At 72.9% G+C, this 16871-nt stretch carries 14 protein-coding genes; 8 read left to right on the top strand and 6 right to left on the bottom strand.

Going from position 1 to position 16871, the window contains the following annotated elements:
- Positions 1 to 741 (bottom strand): alpha/beta fold hydrolase (locus D455_RS0114600; protein WP_026122634.1); only part of this gene is annotated, 741 nt, incomplete at its 3' end.
- A 57-nt stretch (positions 742 to 798) separates the two neighbouring features.
- Here D455_RS0114600 and D455_RS0114595 point away from each other — a divergent pair.
- Positions 799 to 1152, top strand: coding sequence for a MerR family transcriptional regulator (locus tag D455_RS0114595; RefSeq protein WP_017571452.1), 354 nt, complete (start codon positions 799 to 801; stop codon positions 1150 to 1152).
- Positions 1153 to 1344: 192 nt separating this feature from the next.
- Here D455_RS0114595 and D455_RS0114590 read toward each other — a convergent pair whose 3' ends face one another.
- The 3 genes from D455_RS0114590 to D455_RS30480 are packed head-to-tail and all read right to left on the bottom strand — an operon-like array spanning position 1345 to position 5401.
- Positions 1345 to 2514, bottom strand: a complete 1170-nt coding sequence (locus D455_RS0114590; RefSeq protein WP_017571451.1) for a glycoside hydrolase family 1 protein — start codon at positions 2512 to 2514, stop codon at positions 1345 to 1347.
- Positions 2515 to 2526: 12 nt separating this feature from the next.
- Positions 2527 to 4752, bottom strand: a complete 2226-nt coding sequence (locus tag D455_RS0114585; RefSeq protein ID WP_017571450.1) for a glycoside hydrolase family 3 C-terminal domain-containing protein — start codon at positions 4750 to 4752, stop codon at positions 2527 to 2529.
- A gap of 10 nt (positions 4753 to 4762) precedes the next feature.
- The gene (locus D455_RS30480; RefSeq protein ID WP_017571449.1) at positions 4763 to 5401 is read right to left on the bottom strand and encodes a TetR/AcrR family transcriptional regulator; all 639 of its coding nucleotides are present in this window, start codon (positions 5399 to 5401) and stop codon (positions 4763 to 4765) included.
- 222 nt (positions 5402 to 5623) lie between these two features.
- Here D455_RS30480 and D455_RS0114575 point away from each other — a divergent pair, with 222 nt between their 5' ends.
- The 5 genes from D455_RS0114575 to D455_RS0114555 all read left to right on the top strand — a co-directional run bounded on the left by D455_RS0114575 (position 5624) and on the right by D455_RS0114555 (position 12470).
- The gene (locus tag D455_RS0114575) at positions 5624 to 7150 is read left to right on the top strand and encodes an ABC transporter substrate-binding protein (protein WP_017571448.1); all 1527 of its coding nucleotides are present in this window, start codon (positions 5624 to 5626) and stop codon (positions 7148 to 7150) included.
- Between the two features lie 56 nt (positions 7151 to 7206).
- Entirely contained in the window at positions 7207 to 8139 is a 933-nt protein-coding gene (locus tag D455_RS0114570; protein ID WP_017571447.1) for an ABC transporter permease, read from the top strand.
- Positions 8136 to 9899, top strand: coding sequence for a dipeptide/oligopeptide/nickel ABC transporter permease/ATP-binding protein (locus tag D455_RS0114565; protein ID WP_017571446.1), 1764 nt, complete (start codon positions 8136 to 8138; stop codon positions 9897 to 9899). Before D455_RS0114570 ends, D455_RS0114565 begins: the two co-directional genes overlap by 4 nt.
- Positions 9896 to 10831 carry an ATP-binding cassette domain-containing protein gene (locus D455_RS0114560; protein WP_017571445.1) on the top strand — a complete coding sequence of 312 codons (936 nt, stop codon included), beginning with the start codon at positions 9896 to 9898 and terminating at the stop codon, positions 10829 to 10831. Before D455_RS0114565 ends, D455_RS0114560 begins: the two co-directional genes overlap by 4 nt.
- Entirely contained in the window at positions 10815 to 12470 is a 1656-nt protein-coding gene (locus tag D455_RS0114555; protein ID WP_083922239.1) for a family 20 glycosylhydrolase, read from the top strand. The genes D455_RS0114560 and D455_RS0114555 overlap by 17 nt, the downstream gene beginning before the upstream one ends.
- Positions 12471 to 12629: 159 nt before the next feature.
- Here D455_RS0114555 and D455_RS0114550 read toward each other — a convergent pair whose 3' ends face one another.
- On the bottom strand, positions 12630 to 13469 hold the full coding sequence (locus tag D455_RS0114550; protein WP_017571443.1) for a Rossmann-fold NAD(P)-binding domain-containing protein: 840 nt from the start codon (positions 13467 to 13469) through the stop codon (positions 12630 to 12632).
- Positions 13470 to 13559: 90 nt separating this feature from the next.
- Between D455_RS0114550 and D455_RS0114545 the strand changes: the two genes are divergently transcribed.
- Complete coding sequence (locus tag D455_RS0114545) at positions 13560 to 14540, top strand: AraC family transcriptional regulator (protein ID WP_017571442.1); 981 nt, start codon at positions 13560 to 13562, stop codon at positions 14538 to 14540.
- A 169-nt stretch (positions 14541 to 14709) separates the two neighbouring features.
- Here D455_RS0114545 and D455_RS0114540 read toward each other — a convergent pair whose 3' ends face one another.
- Positions 14710 to 15381, bottom strand: coding sequence for a TetR/AcrR family transcriptional regulator (locus D455_RS0114540; protein ID WP_017571441.1), 672 nt, complete (start codon positions 15379 to 15381; stop codon positions 14710 to 14712).
- A gap of 90 nt (positions 15382 to 15471) precedes the next feature.
- Here D455_RS0114540 and D455_RS0114535 point away from each other — a divergent pair.
- The coding region (locus tag D455_RS0114535; protein ID WP_017571440.1) for an MFS transporter at positions 15472 to 16871 on the top strand (1400 nt) is incomplete at its 3' end.

Genomic DNA, 16871 nt, shown 5'->3' with positions numbered 1-16871 from the left:
GGCGCCCAGCCACTGCTCCGGAGCCTCGGCGGCGACCAGGTGCCCGGCCTCGACCTCGACGAGTTCCGCGCCGGGGATACCGTCGGCCAACTCCCGCGACAGCGCGGGCGTGGCGAGGCGGTCCAGGGTCGCGGCGACCACCAGTGTGGGCACGGCGATCCCGGCGAGTTCGTCGCGTGTGTCCACCCGCGTGATCAGGTCCACCTGCTCGGGGGTGCCCTCGGGGACGAAGCCGGCCAGCGCGGCCACCGACTCCTCCAGTTCGTCGGGGGTCAGCGCCTCCAGGGCCGGGGTACCGGTCGCCATCAGGGTGAGGAAGCGGGCCAGCAGCTCCCGGTCTCCCTTCAGCAGCTCCTGCCACACCCGCACCGCCAACCGGACGCGGTTGTCCAACCGCGCGAACCCGGCCGTGAGGACCAGCCCGGTGACCCGCTCCGGGTGCCGCGTCGCGGCGCGCACCGCCACCACGGTCCCCATCGAGTAGCCCAGAACGGTGAAGCGTTCGACCCCGGCGCCGACCGCCGTGGCCACCAGGGTGTCCGCCACCGCGTCCAGGTCCAGCGGTACCGTGCTGCGCGGGGTCGCTCCCGAGCCGGGAAAGTCCGGTGCGACCACGGTGTGGGTGGCCGTCAGGCCGTCCATGAGCGGTCCGAAGTTGGCCTCGGCGCCACCGCCGCCACCGTGGGCGAGCAGGAGGCCGGGGCCGGAACCCTTGACTGTGTGGGAGAAGTGTTCAACCATGCGGCGACGGTAGGCGGTCACACCAGTGTCAAGGTCAAGAGTGAGGCAGGACACCCCATGCTGATCGGGGAGTTGTCGGAGCGTACGGGCGTGAGCAGACGTCTGCTGCGCTACTACGAGGAACAGGGGCTGCTCGACTCCGACCGTTCGCCCAACGGGTACCGGGTCTACGGGACCGGGGCGGTGCGCACGGTCCGCCACATCCGGACGCTGCTGGACATGGGACTGACCACCGAGGTGATCGCGTCGGTGCTGCCCTGCGTCCGCAACGGCGCGGACGAGCCGCTCGACCTGGACCTGTGCCCGGACCTGGTCCGCACCATCCGCGCGGAGCTCGCCGCGCTCGACTCCCGTATCGACGAACTCCAGCGCCACCGGGGAGCCCTGTCCCAGCAGCTCGCGGGCTGCTGAGCCCGGACGCCCGAGGGGCCCGGGCGAGCTCGTACGCCGACACCGCGGTACCGGCCGGGGCCGCTCGGAGGGTGGGCAGCACGGTGCGGTCGGGGGTGGGGTCCCCCCACTTTCCAGTCAACCGCGAGAGGGGCCGGGGCACCAGAGCGGATCCGTCCCCGTGGACGACCCCGCCCCGGTGCCCCGCCGAGGTCACTCCGGGAGGCGACCGCCGCGCGCCAGCTCCCCGTACCAGCGCGCGCTCGGCTTCACGGTGCGCGCGAAGGTCCGCCGGTCCACCGACACCAGACCGAACGTGGGAGCCCACGACCCCCACTCGTAGTTGTCCAGCAGCGACCAGTGCAGGTAACCGCGCACGTCCACCCCGTCGGCGACCGCCCGCCCGAGCCCGGCCAACGCGTCCCGGGTGTAGGCGATCCGCTCGTCGTCGTCGGCGGTCGCGATGCCGTTCTCGGTCACCAGCACCGGCACGCCGCCCGTGCGCTCGGCCGTGTGCCTGACCGCACCCTCCAGGGCCCGCGGGTAGAACTCCCAGCCGGTGATGGTGCGGCGCGCGTCCGGCCCCGGGTCCAGCGGCCCGTCCGGGCCGATCACCACCCGTGTGTAGGCCTGCACCCCCACGAAGTCGTCGCCCTTCGCGGCGTCCAGGAACTGGTCCTCGCGTGTGTACGCCCACTCCGCGGCCAGCTCCTCGGCGCCGTCCACCGCCTGGAAGTTCTGGTTCGCGACCGTCCACCCGCTGCGCGTCCCCGCCAGGCCGGACAGCTCCTCGCGGGCGGCGTGGTGGGCGGCCATGAGCGCCTCGGAGACCTCCTGGTCCGGGGGCGGCATCGCCCCGGCCACGTTCTCCCTGCGCTCACCCCCTCGGCGCATGCTCGTGATCATCGCGAGCATGTTCGGCTCGTTGATCGTGCACACCCACGGCACGCCGTCCAGGATCGTCCGCACCTGCCGCACGTAGCGGCGGAACAGGTCGATCCCGTCCGGGGCGGTCCACCCGCCCGCCGCGCCGAACCACCTCGGTCCCGTGAAGTGGTGCAGGGTGACCACGGGCGTCAGCCCCCGCTCGGCGCACCCCTCGATCATCCGCCGGTAGTGCGCCAGCTCCGCCAGGGAGAACCGCCCCGGCTCCGGCTCGATACGCGCCCACTCCACGCCGAACCGGTACGCGTTCAGCCCCAGGTCGCGGACGATGTCCATGTCCTCGTGCCAGCGGTGGTAGCTGTCGCAGGCGTCGCCGCTGCGTTCGGGCAGGATCGACTCCGGCGCGTTCTCCAGAGCCCAGACGTCACTGCCGGTGTTGTTGCCCTCGACCTGGTGCGCGGCGGTGGCCGCGCCCCACAGGAAACCCTCGCTTCGCATCGAACGCCCCCCTCAGCCCGTGATCTCGCCGCGTGCGACCGCGTCCTGCCTGCGGGACTCCACGTCGTCGACCAGCAGGTCGATCATCTCGGCGGTCACACCCAGCCCGAAGGTGCGCAGCGCCACCAGCGGAAGGGAGTCGGCCATGCGCAGCAGCTCCTCGGGTACCTCGGAGAGCGCGGGCATCCCCGCGCGCAGCTCGGCCATGACCGGTCCGCCGACCGGATGCGTGCGCCACTCGCCGACGGTGGACCGCGCGGTCAGCGGCGGGACGAAACGGTCACCGGGCGTGCTCACCTCCCCGGTGAGCCGGATGTCGCGGGAGGACGCGCCGACCGCGACGGTGTAGGTGCCCCCGGCCAGCGACCACCGCTGGTGCTCGGGGTCCCACGTGGACAGGTCGCGTCCGGTCAGCGCCAGTTCGACCCGCTCGCTCCGCCCGGGCTCCAGGAACACCTTCGCGAAGCCGCGCAGCTCGCGGCGCGGTCGGGTCGGGTACTCCTGCTCCACTCCCGCGTACAGCTGGACGACCTCGGCGGCGGCGCGCTCCCCGGTGTTGGTGACGGTGAGGGCCACCCGCCAGGAGTCCTCCCCGTCGGCGGTCAACTCCAGGTCCGAGTACGCGAACTCCGTGTAGGTGAGCCCGTGTCCGAACGGATAGGCGACCGGCCGGTCCAGCGTGTCGAAGTACCGGTAGCCGACGAACACGCCCTCGCCGTACACCGACTTCCCGTGCTCGCCGGGGAAGGCCAGGTAGGAGGCGTGGTCGCTCAGCCGCAGCGGGATGGTCTCGGTGAGTCTGCCGGAGGGGGACACCGCCCCGGTGAGGACGTCGGCGACGGCCGCGCCCCCGGCCTGCCCGAGCAGCCACCCCTCCAGGACGGCGTCGGCGTCGTGCTCCCAGTCGGCCACCGACACCACGCCCCCGTTGGACAGCACCACCACCACGCGTTCGCTGACCTCACGGACGCGGGACAGCAGGGCGAGCTGGTCGGCGGGCAGGTCCAGGGTGGTGCGGTCGTAGCCCTCGGACTCGGCGGAGTCGGGCAGGCCCAGGAACCCCACGGCGGTGCGCGCGTCGGCGGCGGCCGCCACGGCCTCCTCCACCAGCGCGGGGTCGGTCTCGCCGTCGAGGCGGAACCCCGGTGCGAACACCACCCCTCCGGGCACGGCCTCGGTGAGCGCGTCCAGGGCGCTGTGCACCCGGGTCGGCACCACGTGCGAGGAACCGCCGCCCTGGTAGCGGGGGGTCCTCGCGAACTCGCCGATGACCGCGACCGACCGCGACGGGTCCAGCGGCAGCGTGCCGCCGTCGTTCCTCAGCAGGACGAGCGCCTCCCGGGCGGCCTCGCGGGCCAGGGCGTCGTGCGCCTCGTGCCCGGGGGAACGGGAGGGGTCGGCGGACACCCGCTCCTGGAGCCGCCGCAGCCGCTCCACGACCGTGTCCAGCACGGACTCGTCCAGCTCACCGCGTTCGACGGCGTCCACGATCTCCTGGTCGGTACCGCTGGGCGGCATCTCCAGGTCCAGCCCGGCGCGTACCGCCGCGACCCGGTCCACCACGGCGCCCCAGTCCGAGACCACGGCCCCGTCGAACCCCCACTCACCGCGCAGCAGCTCGGTGAGCAGCCACGGGTCCTGGCTGGCGTACACGCCGTTGATCCGGTTGTAGGAGCACATCACCATCGACGGCTTCGAGGCGGTGATGACCTCCTCGAACGCACGGAGGTAGACCTCGCGCAGCGTGCGGTCGTCCACGTCGGCGCTGACCCGCATGCGGTCGGTCTCCTGGTTGTTGGCGGCGAAGTGCTTGACGCACGCGCCCACCCCCCGGGACTGGACTCCCTCCACCAGGGCGGCGGCGATCCGCGCGGTGACGTGCGGGTCCTCGGAGACGTACTCGAAGTTGCGCCCGCACAGCGGCGACCGCTTGATGTTCATGCCGGGACCCAGGAGCACGTCCACGCCCATGGCGCTGGCCTCGGTGCCCAGCGCCTCGCCGACCCGGCGCACGAGGGCGGGGTTCCATGTGGCGCCCAGGCCGACGGCGGGCGGGAAGCAGGTGGCGGGCAGGCTGTCGCCGATGCCCAGGTGGTCGCCCTCCTCGGGTTGTTGACGCAGGCCGTGGGGGCCGTCGGCCAGGTGCAGCGAGCGCAGCACGGAGCCGACGGCGGTGGTGTGCCAGGTGTCGGAGCCGGAGGTGGCGGAGGCCTTGGCGGCCAGGTCGGGGGTACTCATCTGTGGCCTTTCAGGGTTGGTCGGCCGGTCCGGGGTGCTCCGGTTCGGGGTGCTCCGGTCCGGTCAGGCCGAGGGTGTGGACGAAGGACACGATCGCCGCGCGCATGTCGACGGCGCCGGGGTCCAGGAGCCACTGGGTCTGGAGTCCGTCCATCAGAGCCAGGAGCTGCTGGGCGGCCAGGGCGGGGGAGGGGCCGGGGCGGTCGGCGAGCAGCACGGTGAACGCCTCGGTGAGCCGTTCGCGCAGGATGCGGTAGCGGCCCTGGAAGTACGTGTGCGCGGGGTGTTCGGGATCGGTGGCCTCGACGGAGAGCTTGGCGTAGAGCGCGACCAGTCCGGGGGTGCCGGTGTTGCGCTCGATGATCGCGACGAGGTTGTCGACCAGGGTCCGGGGGTCCACGTCCGGGCCCAGCACCAGCGGGGCGTTGACCTCGTCCCGCCTGCTCAGGACGCGTAGGAGCATCGCCTCCTTGTTCGGGAAGTGGTGGAGCACCCCGGCGTGGGTGAGCCCCGCGTGGGCCGCGATGTCGCGGAGGGAGACCGCGAGGTATCCCGACTTGGCGAAGAGCTCGCTCGCGGAGTCGATGATGCGCCGTCGGGTGCGCTCTCCCTTGGTCATGCGCGGCTGGGTGCGCTCTGGCTCGGTCACGGGGGTGGTCTCCTTGCGGGGTCGTGCGTTCCACGCTTGTCGGTGGGTGGCCGGTGGCCGATCCGAGCGTAGGCTCCGGCGCTCCTCCCCTCGCTCTTCCGGGTCCTGACCTGTTGGTGTACGGTGACCGACACAAAACCTACCAGGTGGTTAGATTGTGATCCCTACCTCATCCAAACTCCCGGAGCGGTCTTCGCCCGGGCCTCCCCCACGGAGTGAGTCATGCAGAGGAAGACCCGTGTCAACGCAGGCGTCGCCGCCGCAGGAGCGGTCGCGCTCATGCTGACCGGTTGCGGCGGATCCGGTGACGGCCCCGAGCCCTCGACCCTGGCCATCGCGACCATGACCCTGCCCCAGAGCCTGGATCCGGCCGAGGCGATGGGCTCGGCCCTGCCCCACTTCCAGGCGGTCTACGACACGCTCGTCAAGCGCGAGCCCGACGGCACCTACGCGCCGATGCTCGCCACCGAGTGGTCCTACGACGACACACTCACCGAGCTCAGCATCACCCTGCGTGACGACGTCCTCTTCGACGACGGCACCCCCTTCGACGGGGCGGCGGTCAGGGCCAACCTGGAGCGCTTCCGCGACGCGGGCGGCGGCCAGGCCCAGACCATGGCGGGACTGGAGAAGGTCGAGGTCGTGGACGACACCCACGTCGTCCTGCACCTGGAGCAGCCCAACCCGGCGATGCTCTACCACCTCAGCGACGCCGCCGGGCTCATGGCCAACCCCGCGTCCTTCGACGGCGACGCCCTCGCCACCGACCCCGACGGCACGGGCCCCTACGAACTCGACGCCGAGCGCACCGCCGTCGGCACCACCTGGGCCTACAGCCGCACCGACGACTACTGGGGCGAGGAGCCGCCCTACGACGAGGTCACCATCAGCGTCTTCGACAACGAGACCGCCATCGTCAACGGCCTGCGCACCGGCCAGGTCAACGCCGCGTTGGTCCAGACCGTCGACCAGCAGGAGGTGGTCGAGTCCGAACCGGGCCTGGTCACCACCCCGCAGCTCATCGACTACCAGGGCATCATCCTGTTCGACCGCGACGGCGCCATGGTGCCCGCGCTCGGCGAGCCCGAGGTGCGCCGGGCGATCAACCACGCCATCGACCGGGAGACCATGCTCGAACAGCTCCGGGGCGGCCAGGGGGAGGTCACCAACCAGATCTTCGGCCCCGAGTCGGACGCCCACGTCCCCGAGCTGGACACCCACTACGAGTACGACCCCGAACGCGCCCGCGAGCTCCTCGCCGAGGCGGGGTACCCCGACGGCTTCGAGATGACCCTGCCCCGCATACAGGCGATCTCCTCCGACGCCATGGCCACCAGCATCAGGAGCGACCTGGAGGCCGTCGGGATCGACCTGACCTGGGACGACCTCGACCAGGCCAACGCGCTGTCCAGCATCTTCACCGATCGCGCCTACCCCGGCATGGTCATGAACAACGCCCAGGCCGCCGAGGAGTGGGTGACCGTCGTCGAACTCGTCCTGCCCGGGACGTTCAACCTCCTCGGCACCACCGACGACACCGTCGAGGAGACCGTGGCGAGGATCCGCACCGCGCCCGGGGACGAGGGCGCCCAGGCCGCCCAGGAACTCAACCGGCACCTGGTCGAGCAGGCCTGGTTCGTGCCCTTCTACCGCATGAGGTACCTGCACGTCTCCGACGGCACCGTGGACATCCAGCCCCAGTCGGGCATGGCCGTCCCCTCCCTGTACAACTACGCCCCCGCCGAGTGATCCCCGTCCCCGGCGGGACCCGTGTCCGCCGGGGATGGGGGCGCCATGGAGCCGCCATGACCTCCTTCATCCTCAGACGGGCAGCCTCCGGGCTTCTGCTCCTCCTCGTCATCTCCGCCCTGTCCCACGTCCTGCTGTCGGTTCCCGACGCCGACGTGGGACGCCAGCTGCTCGGCCCCCACGCCTCCCAGGAACTGGTGGACGCGCGCAACAGCGCCCTCGGCCTGGACCGGCCGGTGGCCGTGCGCTACCTCGACTGGCTCTCCTCCGCGCTGCGGGGCGACCTCGGCACGTCCTGGTTCACCAGCGCGGACGTCGCACAGGCGATCGGCAACCGGCTGCCGGTCACGCTCAGCCTGATGGTCGGCGTCACGGTCGTCACCGCCGTGGTCTCCTTCGTCCTGGGGGTGTGGGCCGGTGTGCGGCGCGGAGCCGTCGACCGCGCCGTGCAGATCCTCGGCGTGGTCGGCTACGCCCTGCCGGGCTTCCTGGTCACCCTGGTGATCGTGCTGGTCTTCGCGGTCCAGCTGCGCTGGTTCCCCGCCATCGGCTACGNCGAGTCGTTCGGCGGCTGGCTGTCCACGGTCACCCTGCCGATCCTGTCGCTGTCGGTCGCCGCGGTCGCCGGGGTCTCCCAACAGGTGCGCAGCTCGGTCATCGAGGTGATGGGCCGCGACTACGTGCGCACCCTGCGCGCCCGGGGCCTGCCCGCCTCGCGGGTGGTGTTCCGGCACGTGCTGCGCAACGCCGCCACCCCCGCGCTCACCGTCCTCGGGATGCAGTTCGTCGGCCTGCTCGGCGGAGCCGTCCTGATCGAACAGATCTTTGGCCTGCCCGGCATCGGGGCGATGACCATCCAGTACACGACCCGAGGTGACGTCCCGGTGATCATGGGCCTGGTGATGATGACGGTGGTCGTGGTCATCGTGATCAACCTGCTCGTGGACGTCCTCATCGGCTGGCTCAACCCGAAAGCGAGGACCTCATGAGTGCACCCGCCGCCGAGGCGACCGCCCCGCGAAGGTCGGGCACGGTGCGCCGCTTCCTCACCAACCCGCAGGCCGTGCTGTCCTGTCTGGTGCTGCTGGTGATCGCGGGACTCGTGCTGTTCGCGCCCCTGGTCACCCAGCACGACCCCAACGCCGCGGAGCTGAGCGACGCCTTCGGCCCGCCCGGAGGCGGCCACCCGCTCGGCTTCGACTCCGCCGGCCGCGACGTGTGGGCGCGTCTGCTGTACGGGGGGCGCAACACCCTGGGCGGGGCGGCCCTCGCCGTCGCCGTCGCCCTGGTGATCGGCGTCCCCACCGGCCTGGCCGCCGGTTACCACGGGGGCTGGTTCGACTCCCTGGCCAGCTGGTGGGTCAACCTGGTGATGGCGCTGCCCGCCATGGTCGTCCTGCTGGCCTCCCGCGCGGTCCTGGGTTCCACCGTGTGGGTGCTGATGGTGGTGCTGGGCGTGCTCGTGGCGCCGAGCTTCTTCCGCCTGGTCAGGGGGACCGTCGCCGGGATGCGCGGCGAACCGTACGTCGACGCCGCCCGCGTCTTCGGGCTGCGCGACTCGCGGATCATCGCCCGCCACGTCCTGGTGGTGGTGCGCGCCCCGATCATCATCCAGGTCGCCCTGGTCGCGGGCATGGCCATCGGGTTGCAGGCCGGACTGGAGTTCCTCGGCATCGGCAGCGGTTCCCTGCCCACCTGGGGCGCCATGCTCAACGAGGCGTTCGCCAACATCCACCGCGAGCCCCTGCTGATGCTGTGGCCGGGCCTGGCGCTGGGGGTGACCAGCGCCGCGCTGGTCCTGCTGGCCAGTGCGCTGCGCGACGTGCTGGAGGACCGCGGGACCGGGCCCGTGACCGGGCGGCGCGCACGCCGCGCGGCGGCCGACCCGCCCACCACGCTGGAGGAGGCGGGGGAACGCGCCGACCTCCTGTCGGTCCGCGACCTGGCGGTCGCCTACACGCTGTCCGACGGCACGTCCACGGAGGTCGTGCACGGCGTGGACCTGGACGTGCGCCGGGGCGAGGCCCTGGGGCTGGTCGGGCAGTCCGGCTCCGGCAAGACCCAGACCGCGTTCTCCGTGCTCGGACTGCTCCCCGAGGGCGGCCGGGTCTCGCGCGGCAGCGTACTCCTGGACGGCACCGAGGTCGTCGGCGCGGCGGAGCGGACCCTGCGAGGACTGCGCGGTGACACGGTCGCCTACGTTCCCCAGGAACCCATGAGCAACCTGGACCCCGCCTTCACCGTCGGCGACCACCTGACCGAACCCCTGCGGTCCAAGCTCGGGCTGTCCCGCGCCAGGGCCCGCGAACGGGCCCTGGAACTGCTCCGGCAGGTGGAGATCCCCGACCCCGCACGCGTCATGGCCAGCTACCCCCACCAGATCTCCGGGGGCATGGCCCAGCGCGTGCTCATCGCGGGGGCGATCTCCTGCGACCCCGACCTGCTCATCGCCGACGAACCCACCACGGCGCTGGACGTCACCGTGCAGGCGGAGGTCCTGGCGCTGCTGCGCGGACTCCAGGAGGAACGGGGCATGGGCGTGCTGCTGGTGACCCACAACCTGGGTGTGGTCGCCGACCTGTGCGACCGGGTGGCGGTCATGCGGGAGGGCCGGATCGTGGAGGTCGGCGCCACCGCGGACCTCCTCACCGGTCCCCGCGACCCCTACACGCGCGAACTCCTCGACGCGGTACTCGACGACGCCCCGGCCCGCGCGCCGTGGCGGCCCCGGGAGGTGGGCACACGATGACCGGTACGAGCCAGGACGGGCGGTCCGGGACGGCGTTCCCGTCCGGCCCCTCCGACCCGACCGACGGAAGCGGAACGGCGCGGACGCACGTGGCGGACCGGGACGCGCTGCTCGACGTCAGGGACCTGCGGGTGTCCTACCCCGGACGGGGATGGCGGGCTCCCCGCGTGCGGGTCCTCGACGGTGTCTCGTTGTGGATCAGGCCGGGCGAGACCCTGGGACTGGTGGGCGAGTCCGGCTCGGGCAAGTCCACCATCGGCCGCGCCGTCCTCGGTCTCGTCCCGGTGGCCGGGGGCACGATCACCTTCGACGGTGAGCGCGTCGACAACGCGTCCCGGCGCAGGAGGCGCGAGCTGAGCAGGGACGTCCAGGTGGTGTTCCAGGACCCCTACACCTCGCTCAACCCGTCCCTGCTCATCGGCGACACCCTCGCCGAGCCGCTCCTGGCCCAGGGAGTGTCCGCCCGCGAGGCCCGGGGGACGGTCGCCGACCTGCTCGACCGCGTGGCGCTGCCCCGCGACACCGTGCACCGGCTGCCCCGGGAGTTCTCCGGAGGGCAGCGCCAGCGCGTGGCGATCGCCCGCGCGCTGGCGATCTCGCCCCGGCTGATCGTGTGCGACGAACCCGTGTCCGCCCTGGACCTGACCACCCAGCGCACGGTCATGGACCTGCTGACGGACATCCAGGAGCGGACCGGGGTGGCCTACCTGTTCGTGTCACACGACCTGTCGGTGGTGCGGGCGGTGAGCCACCGCGTGGCGGTGATCCACCGCGGCGCGATCGTGGAGTCCGGCGACGCCGACACGGTCACCCGCGAGCCCGAACACCCCTACACCCAGCGGTTGCTGCTGTCGGCCCCGGTCGCGGACCCGGACCGGCAGCGCGAGCGCCGCGCCGAGTACGAGAGGCGGTTCCATGCCGACGCGTCCTGAATCCCCGTCCGCCGCAGCGGGCACCGGGGGCGGACCCGCACCGCTGGCCGGGCTCGTTCCGGCCTCGGCCGTCCGTCCCGAGGGGCCGCCGGTGCGGGTGGGCCGAGGCGGACGGCTGACCCTGGCCGGGGCGGGAACGGCCGCGTACGACTGGTTCGCCTGGGCGGCGGGGACCCTGCACGGTCTGCGGGTGGAACCGGCCGGAGCCGACGCCGGCGTCCACGTGGGCGTCGACCGGTGGGAACCGGGTGCGGCGGCACCCGTGACGGACGTGGAAGCCGCAGCGGGGGTGGCCCCCGTGACGGGGGTGGATCCCCGGCCCGTCCCGGGGGCGGACGAACGCCACCGGATCAGGATCGGGGAGGGGCGGGTCACGGTCTCCGGTGCGAGCGGCGAAGGGGCCTTCCGAGCGCTGACCAGCCTCGTCCAACTCCTGAGCGTGGACGCGCTGGGTGACGTGTGGGCCCCCTCCGGCACCCTGGAGGACGGCCCCCGGTACGCCTGGCGCGGACTGTCCCTGGACGTGGTTCGCCACTTCCTCACCGCGGCCGAGGTCACCAGGGTCATCGATCTCCTGGCCCTCCACAAGTTCAACGTCCTGCACCTGCACCTCACCGACGGCGAGGGGTGGCGGCTGGAGTCGCGACGCTGGCCACGGCTCACCCGCCCGGGGCCGGACGGCGAGCGGGAGTACTACACCCGGAAGGAGTTCGCCGACCTGGTGGAGTACGCGGCCCGGCGGTACGTCACCGTCGTCCCCGAGGTCGACCTGCCCGGCCACACCGGAGCCGCCTTCGACGCCTACCCCGAACTCCACGGCCACGTGCGACCCCCGCATCCCCGGGTGCGGTTCCTGCACCCGGAGGTGGAGGCGGCGCGCACCTTCGCGCGGGACGTCGTCGAGGAGTTCGCCGAGCTCACCCCGGGGCCGTTCCTGCACCTGGGCGGAGACGAACCCTTCGGGATGGACCACGACGACTACGTCGAGTTCGTCCGCCTCACCCACCGGTACGTGCGCGAGGCGGGGAAACGTGTGGTCGGCTGGCAGGAGACCGCCCGCGCCGGGGTGCTGACCGGCGAGGACGTCCTCCAGTACTGGATCGGCGCCCCGGACGAGTTCGACCCGGAGGCCATCAGGGCGGTGGTGCCGGAGGAGTACCACCCCCTGGTGGACCAGGCCGCGGAGACCTTCCGGATCTCCCCCGGCGACGTCCCGGCCGCGGTGCGTGCGGGGGTACCGGTGCTGTGCTCGCCGAACTCGACGGTCTACCTGGACCGCCCCTACGCCGACGCCGCCGTACCCGAACAGGAGGCCGACCGCCGCAGGCTCGGGCTGCCCTCCTACGAGCCGGTGACCGTCGCCGGGTCCTTCGACTGGGATCCCGGCGCGGCCGCCCGGTCGCTGGCCCCGGGCGCCACCGTCGCCGGGGTGGAGGCGGCGGTGTGGGGCGAGACCCTGACCGGGTTCGACGACCTCGCGTTCCTGCTGCTGCCACGGTTGGCGGGGGTGGCGGAGAAGGCGTGGTCGCACGCCCACGCCACCTGGGAGGAGCACGCCGCGCGCCTGGACGGGTACGGCCGGTTCTGGTCCGCGCTGGGGTTCGGGGCGTACTTCCGCCCGGGGGAGGGACCCCGGTAGGCGCGGAGGGGCGTGGGCCGGTCCACGGGCAGCACGGTGCGGTCGGGGGGTGGGGTCCCCCCACTTTCCAGTCAACCGCGCGACGGTCCGTGCCGCCAGAGCGGATCCGTCCCTGTGGACGACCCCGCCCCGACGTCTCCGCACGAGGGCTCCGGCCGGTCAGGACCGGGCGACCGACGGACTCCAGACCCCGGTGGCCCCGGCGCGACGGACGTACCCGGCGAAGTCCGCGGCCGGACGGCCCAGCGCCCGCTCCACGCCGTCGGCGGGCCTGACGTTGCGGCCGTCCAGGATCTCTCCGAGCAGGTCGGCCGACCCGCGGGCCACCTCCTCGGGGAGTCCGGCCGCCACGGCTCCGGCGACGAACTCCTCCGGCGACACCTCCTGGTGGACGACCGGGCGTCCGGCGGCACCGCCCAGCAGGAGGGCGGCCTCGGAGAACGTGACCGCCCGGGGACCGGTCAGCTCGTACAGCTCTCCGGCGTGCCCGTCCTCCGTCAGGGCCCGGACCGCGATCTCGGCGACGTCGTCCAGGTCGACGAACGGCTCGGCCACGTCCGGGGCGGGCAGGGCCACCGTCCCGTCCAGGACCGGACCGAGCAGGAAGCTCTCGGAGAAGTTCTGCGCGAACACCGCGCAGCGCAGCACGGTCAGGTCCGGGAACACGGCGCGTACGGCACGTTCCGCGCGCTCGGCCCCCTCCTCGCCGCGTCCGGACAGCAGCACCGCGCGTCGGACACCGTGCCGGGCGGCCCGTGCGGCGAAGGCGGCGACGGTCGCGCCTGCCCCGGGGAAGCCCAGGTCGGGGTGGTAGCACAGGTACACGGAGGTGATCCCCTCCAGGACGGGGTCCCAGGTGTCGGGGTCGTGCCAGTCGAAGCGGGGGTCACCGGACCGGGAACCGACCCGGGCCCCGGTGCCGCGCTCGTGGAGCAGGCGGGTGACGCGGCGGCCGGTCATGCCGGTGCCGCCGGTGACGAGGACGTGTTCTGTGTTCATGACCCCACTCCACCACCGCGGCCTCAGGCGGAACATGGTCTGGATGCTCGTTTCCATAAGAGATCGTCTGACATCGGTTACGGTGAGGCCATGGATCCCCTCGTGCACCTCCTGGACGGGCCCCGCGCACGCGGGGCCTTCACCCTGCGCACCGTGATGAGCCCGCCCTGGGGGTTCGACGTCCGCGACGGGGCCGCCCTCACCCTGGTCGTGGTCACCTCCGGACGGGCCCGGGTGGAGGCGCCCGGCGGCGGGGTCGACGCCGGGCCCGGGGACCTGGTGCTCGTCCGCGGACCGGAGCCCTACACGATCGCCGACAGCAGGGGACGCGAGCCCACCATCACCGTCCTTCCCGGACAGCGGTGCGTGGCCCTCGACGGCACGGAGGTCCACGTGAGCATGAGCCACGGCGTCGGCACCTGGGGAAACGACCCCGACGGCACCGACACCATGGTCGTGGGCGCCTACCAGGACGACAGCGAGGTCGGCCGCCTGGCCCTGGCCGCGCTGCCGCCGCTGGCGGTCCTGCCCGGAAGCCGGGTCGATCCCGCGCTGGTGGAGCTGCTCACCCGCGAGATCACCACCGGCCACGTCGCCCAGACCAGCCTCAACGACCGACTCCTGGACTGCCTGCTGGTGATGGCCGTGCGCGCCTGGCTGGAGGACAACCCCGACAGCGCGCCCAACTGGCTCAGCGCCCGACACGACCCCGTCGTCGCACGGGCGCTGGAACTGGTCCACGAACGCGTCGCCGAGCCCTGGACCCTGGAGGTGCTGGCGGGGGAGTGCGCGGTCTCCCGCGCCACCCTGGCCGCGCGCTTCCAGAGGGCCGTGGGGACCCCGCCGATGACCTACCTGCGCACCTGGCGGCTGACGGTGGCCTGTGACCTGCTCACCGCGCGTCCGGACCTGAGCCTGGAGGCCGTGGCCGACCGCGTGGGCTACGGGAGCGCGTTCGCGTTCAGCGCCGCGTTCAAGAACCACACGGGGGTGAGTCCGTCCGTGTACCGGGCCGGGAACCCCCGCCACGGCGGGTGTGACGCCCTCCCCGGGGCGCCGGTGCCGGTGTAGGTCCGTGTCCGGAGCCGGAGGAGGGCGGTCCCGGGGCCGACAGGACCCCGGCGTTCGACCAGCTCGGCGAGAACCACCGCCGTTTCCGCCCGGGACGCCCCCGTTCCCCGCTCGGCCGTCAGCCGCTCGTCGACGCCCACGGGAGGCTGACGGAGGAGAACGGCGACGACTACCGCGACCTGTCCGCCTCGGCGGCGATCCCGTCCAGGACCACGTCCAGGCCGGAGGTGACCCAGTCCCGGCCTCCCCGTTCGGCCATGTAGTCGGACGTGACGAGCGCCTGGACCCGGGGGTACCGGCTCAGGTCCGCGCCGCCGAGCCGCCGCTGCCACGCGGCCCCGGGGTCGCTGTCCTCCCGGGAGGGGCCGGACGCGCTCAGCGCCATCCGGGCACTGCCCTGGAGGTAGTGGGTGACGGTCATGATCGCCCGTGCGGACGCGGGGAGGCTCAGCCCCAGGGGCTCGACGGCGCGTAGCGCCCACTCCATGGCGGCGAGTCCGTGCGGGCCGACCGGTGGCTCCAGGTTCGCCACGACCGTCAGTATCCAGGGGTGGGACGTGTACATGTCCCAGTCGTGCCGGGCCATCAGGTGTATCCGTCCGCGCCAGTCCAGGTCGCCGGGGTCGTCGGGGTAGGCGTGGCGGGCGGTCAGCTCCTCGGCCATCTCCAGGACCAGCTGCTCCTTGTCGGAGACGTGGCGGTACAGCGACATCGCCCCCGCCCCCAGCCGCGCCGCGACCCTGCGCATGGAGACCGCGTCCAACCCCTCGGCGTCGGCGAGCTCGATCGCGGCCCCGACGATGCGCTCCCTGTTCAGCGGTTGGCCCCTCCTGTCGGCCACACCTCACCGTCCCTCGCTCGCTTGCGGGCCATGCTATCCGCCGAGTACGGTGTACGCACCATATGCGTACACCGTACCCAAGGGGGTGTCATGACCACCGAGACGACACGAGCCCAAAGCCGCCGGTGGGGAGCACTGGGGGTTCTCGTCCTGCCGGTCCTGTTCGCGTCCATGGACATCTCGATCCTGTACATGGCCATTCCGGCTGTCACCGCGGACCTGACGCCGAGTGCGGACCAGCTGCTGTGGATCCTCGACGCCTACGGCTTCCTGCTCGCCGGACTGCTCGTCACCGCGGGCAACCTCGGTGACCGGATCGGCCGCAGGCGCCTGCTGATGGTCGGAGCGGCCGTCTTCGGCGCCGCGTCACTCATGGCCGCGCTGTCGCCCACCCCGGAGGCGCTGATCGCCGCGCGGGCCCTCATGGGTGTGGGCGGGGCGACGCTCATGCCCTCCACCCTGTCGCTGATCCGCAACCTGTTCACCGACCGGGTCGAACGCACCCGCGCGATCGGCCTGTGGACGGCCGCCTTCGCGGGCGGCTCCGCGCTCGGACCGATCCTCGGGGGCTTCCTGCTGGAGTTCCTCCCCTGGGGATCGGTGTTCATGGTGAACGTCCCGGTGGTCGTCCTGCTGCTCGCCGTCACGCCCCTCCTGGTTCCCGAGTACCGGCACGGGGCGTCCGGCCCCCTCGACCCCGTGAGCGTGGTGCTGTCCTTCGCCGCCGTCCTGCCGCTGGTGTGGGCGATCAAGACCACCGCCGAGGAGGTCGCGGTCACCGTCCCCACGGCCATGGCCGCGGCGGCCGGTGTGCTCATGGGAGCGGTGTTCCTGCGTCGCCAGCGGCGCCTGGCCACGCCCCTGGTGGACGTCTCCCTGTTCCGTGACCGCGGGTTCACCGGCGCGGTCCTGGCTGGCGGGACCATGATGTTCGCGCTCGTCGGCATGATGTACCACGTCAACCAGTACCTCCAGCTGGTGCTCGGGTACTCGCCGCTGACCGCGGCCCTGTGGCAGCTGCCCCTCCTGGTCGCCGTCGGTGCCGCCTCGACCTCGGCCGCCTCCCTCGCCCGACTGATCGGGAACGCCGCCCTGTTCTGCGCCGGTGCGGTGTCCGCGACGGCGGGCATGCTGCTGCTCGCCCTGACCCCCGTGGACCAGGGGCTGTGGTGGGTGCTCGCAGGCGCCACCCTGGTCGGACTCGGGGTGGGGCCCGTCGCCGCGTTGGCCGTGGACGTGGTGGTGGCCTCGGTCGGCCCGGAGCGCTCGGGCGCGGCGTCCGCGGTGTCCGAGACCGTCAACGAGTTCGGCGCCGCGCTGGGCGTGGCCGTCCTCGGCTCGGTCGGTGCGATGGTCTACGGCGAGGGCGTGCGCGACGACCTGCCCGGCGAGGTTCCGTCCGAGGTGGCCGAGGCGGTCTCCGCGAACCTGGGTGCCGCGGCGCGGACCGCGGAGCGGTTGCCGGAGGAGGCCCGCGTGCACCTGCTCGC

Source organism: Nocardiopsis halotolerans DSM 44410, assembly GCF_000341065.1.
Taxonomy (GTDB): Bacteria; Actinomycetota; Actinomycetes; order Streptosporangiales; family Streptosporangiaceae; genus Nocardiopsis; species Nocardiopsis halotolerans.
Note: the sequence above shows the minus strand (reverse complement) of the source record. Positions and strands in the feature narration are given on the sequence as shown.

Bases quoted from the DNA above. Each gene is read 5' to 3' on its own strand.
- D455_RS0114585 (WP_017571450.1), bottom strand. From the start codon at position 4,752: ATGAGTACCCCCGACCTGGCCGCCAAGGCCTCCGCCACCTCCGGCTCC.
- D455_RS0114565 (WP_017571446.1), top strand. From the start codon at position 8,136: ATGAGTGCACCCGCCGCCGAGGCGACCGCCCCGCGAAGGTCGGGCACG.
- D455_RS0114555 (WP_083922239.1), top strand. From the start codon at position 10,815: ATGCCGACGCGTCCTGAATCCCCGTCCGCCGCAGCGGGCACCGGGGGC.
- D455_RS0114550 (WP_017571443.1), bottom strand. From the start codon at position 13,469: ATGAACACAGAACACGTCCTCGTCACCGGCGGCACCGGCATGACCGGC.
- D455_RS0114560 (WP_017571445.1), top strand. From the start codon at position 9,896: ATGACCGGTACGAGCCAGGACGGGCGGTCCGGGACGGCGTTCCCGTCC.
- D455_RS0114575 (WP_017571448.1), top strand. From the start codon at position 5,624: ATGCAGAGGAAGACCCGTGTCAACGCAGGCGTCGCCGCCGCAGGAGCG.
- D455_RS0114545 (WP_017571442.1), top strand. From the start codon at position 13,560: ATGGATCCCCTCGTGCACCTCCTGGACGGGCCCCGCGCACGCGGGGCC.
- D455_RS0114590 (WP_017571451.1), bottom strand. From the start codon at position 2,514: ATGCGAAGCGAGGGTTTCCTGTGGGGCGCGGCCACCGCCGCGCACCAG.
- D455_RS0114595 (WP_017571452.1), top strand. From the start codon at position 799: ATGCTGATCGGGGAGTTGTCGGAGCGTACGGGCGTGAGCAGACGTCTG.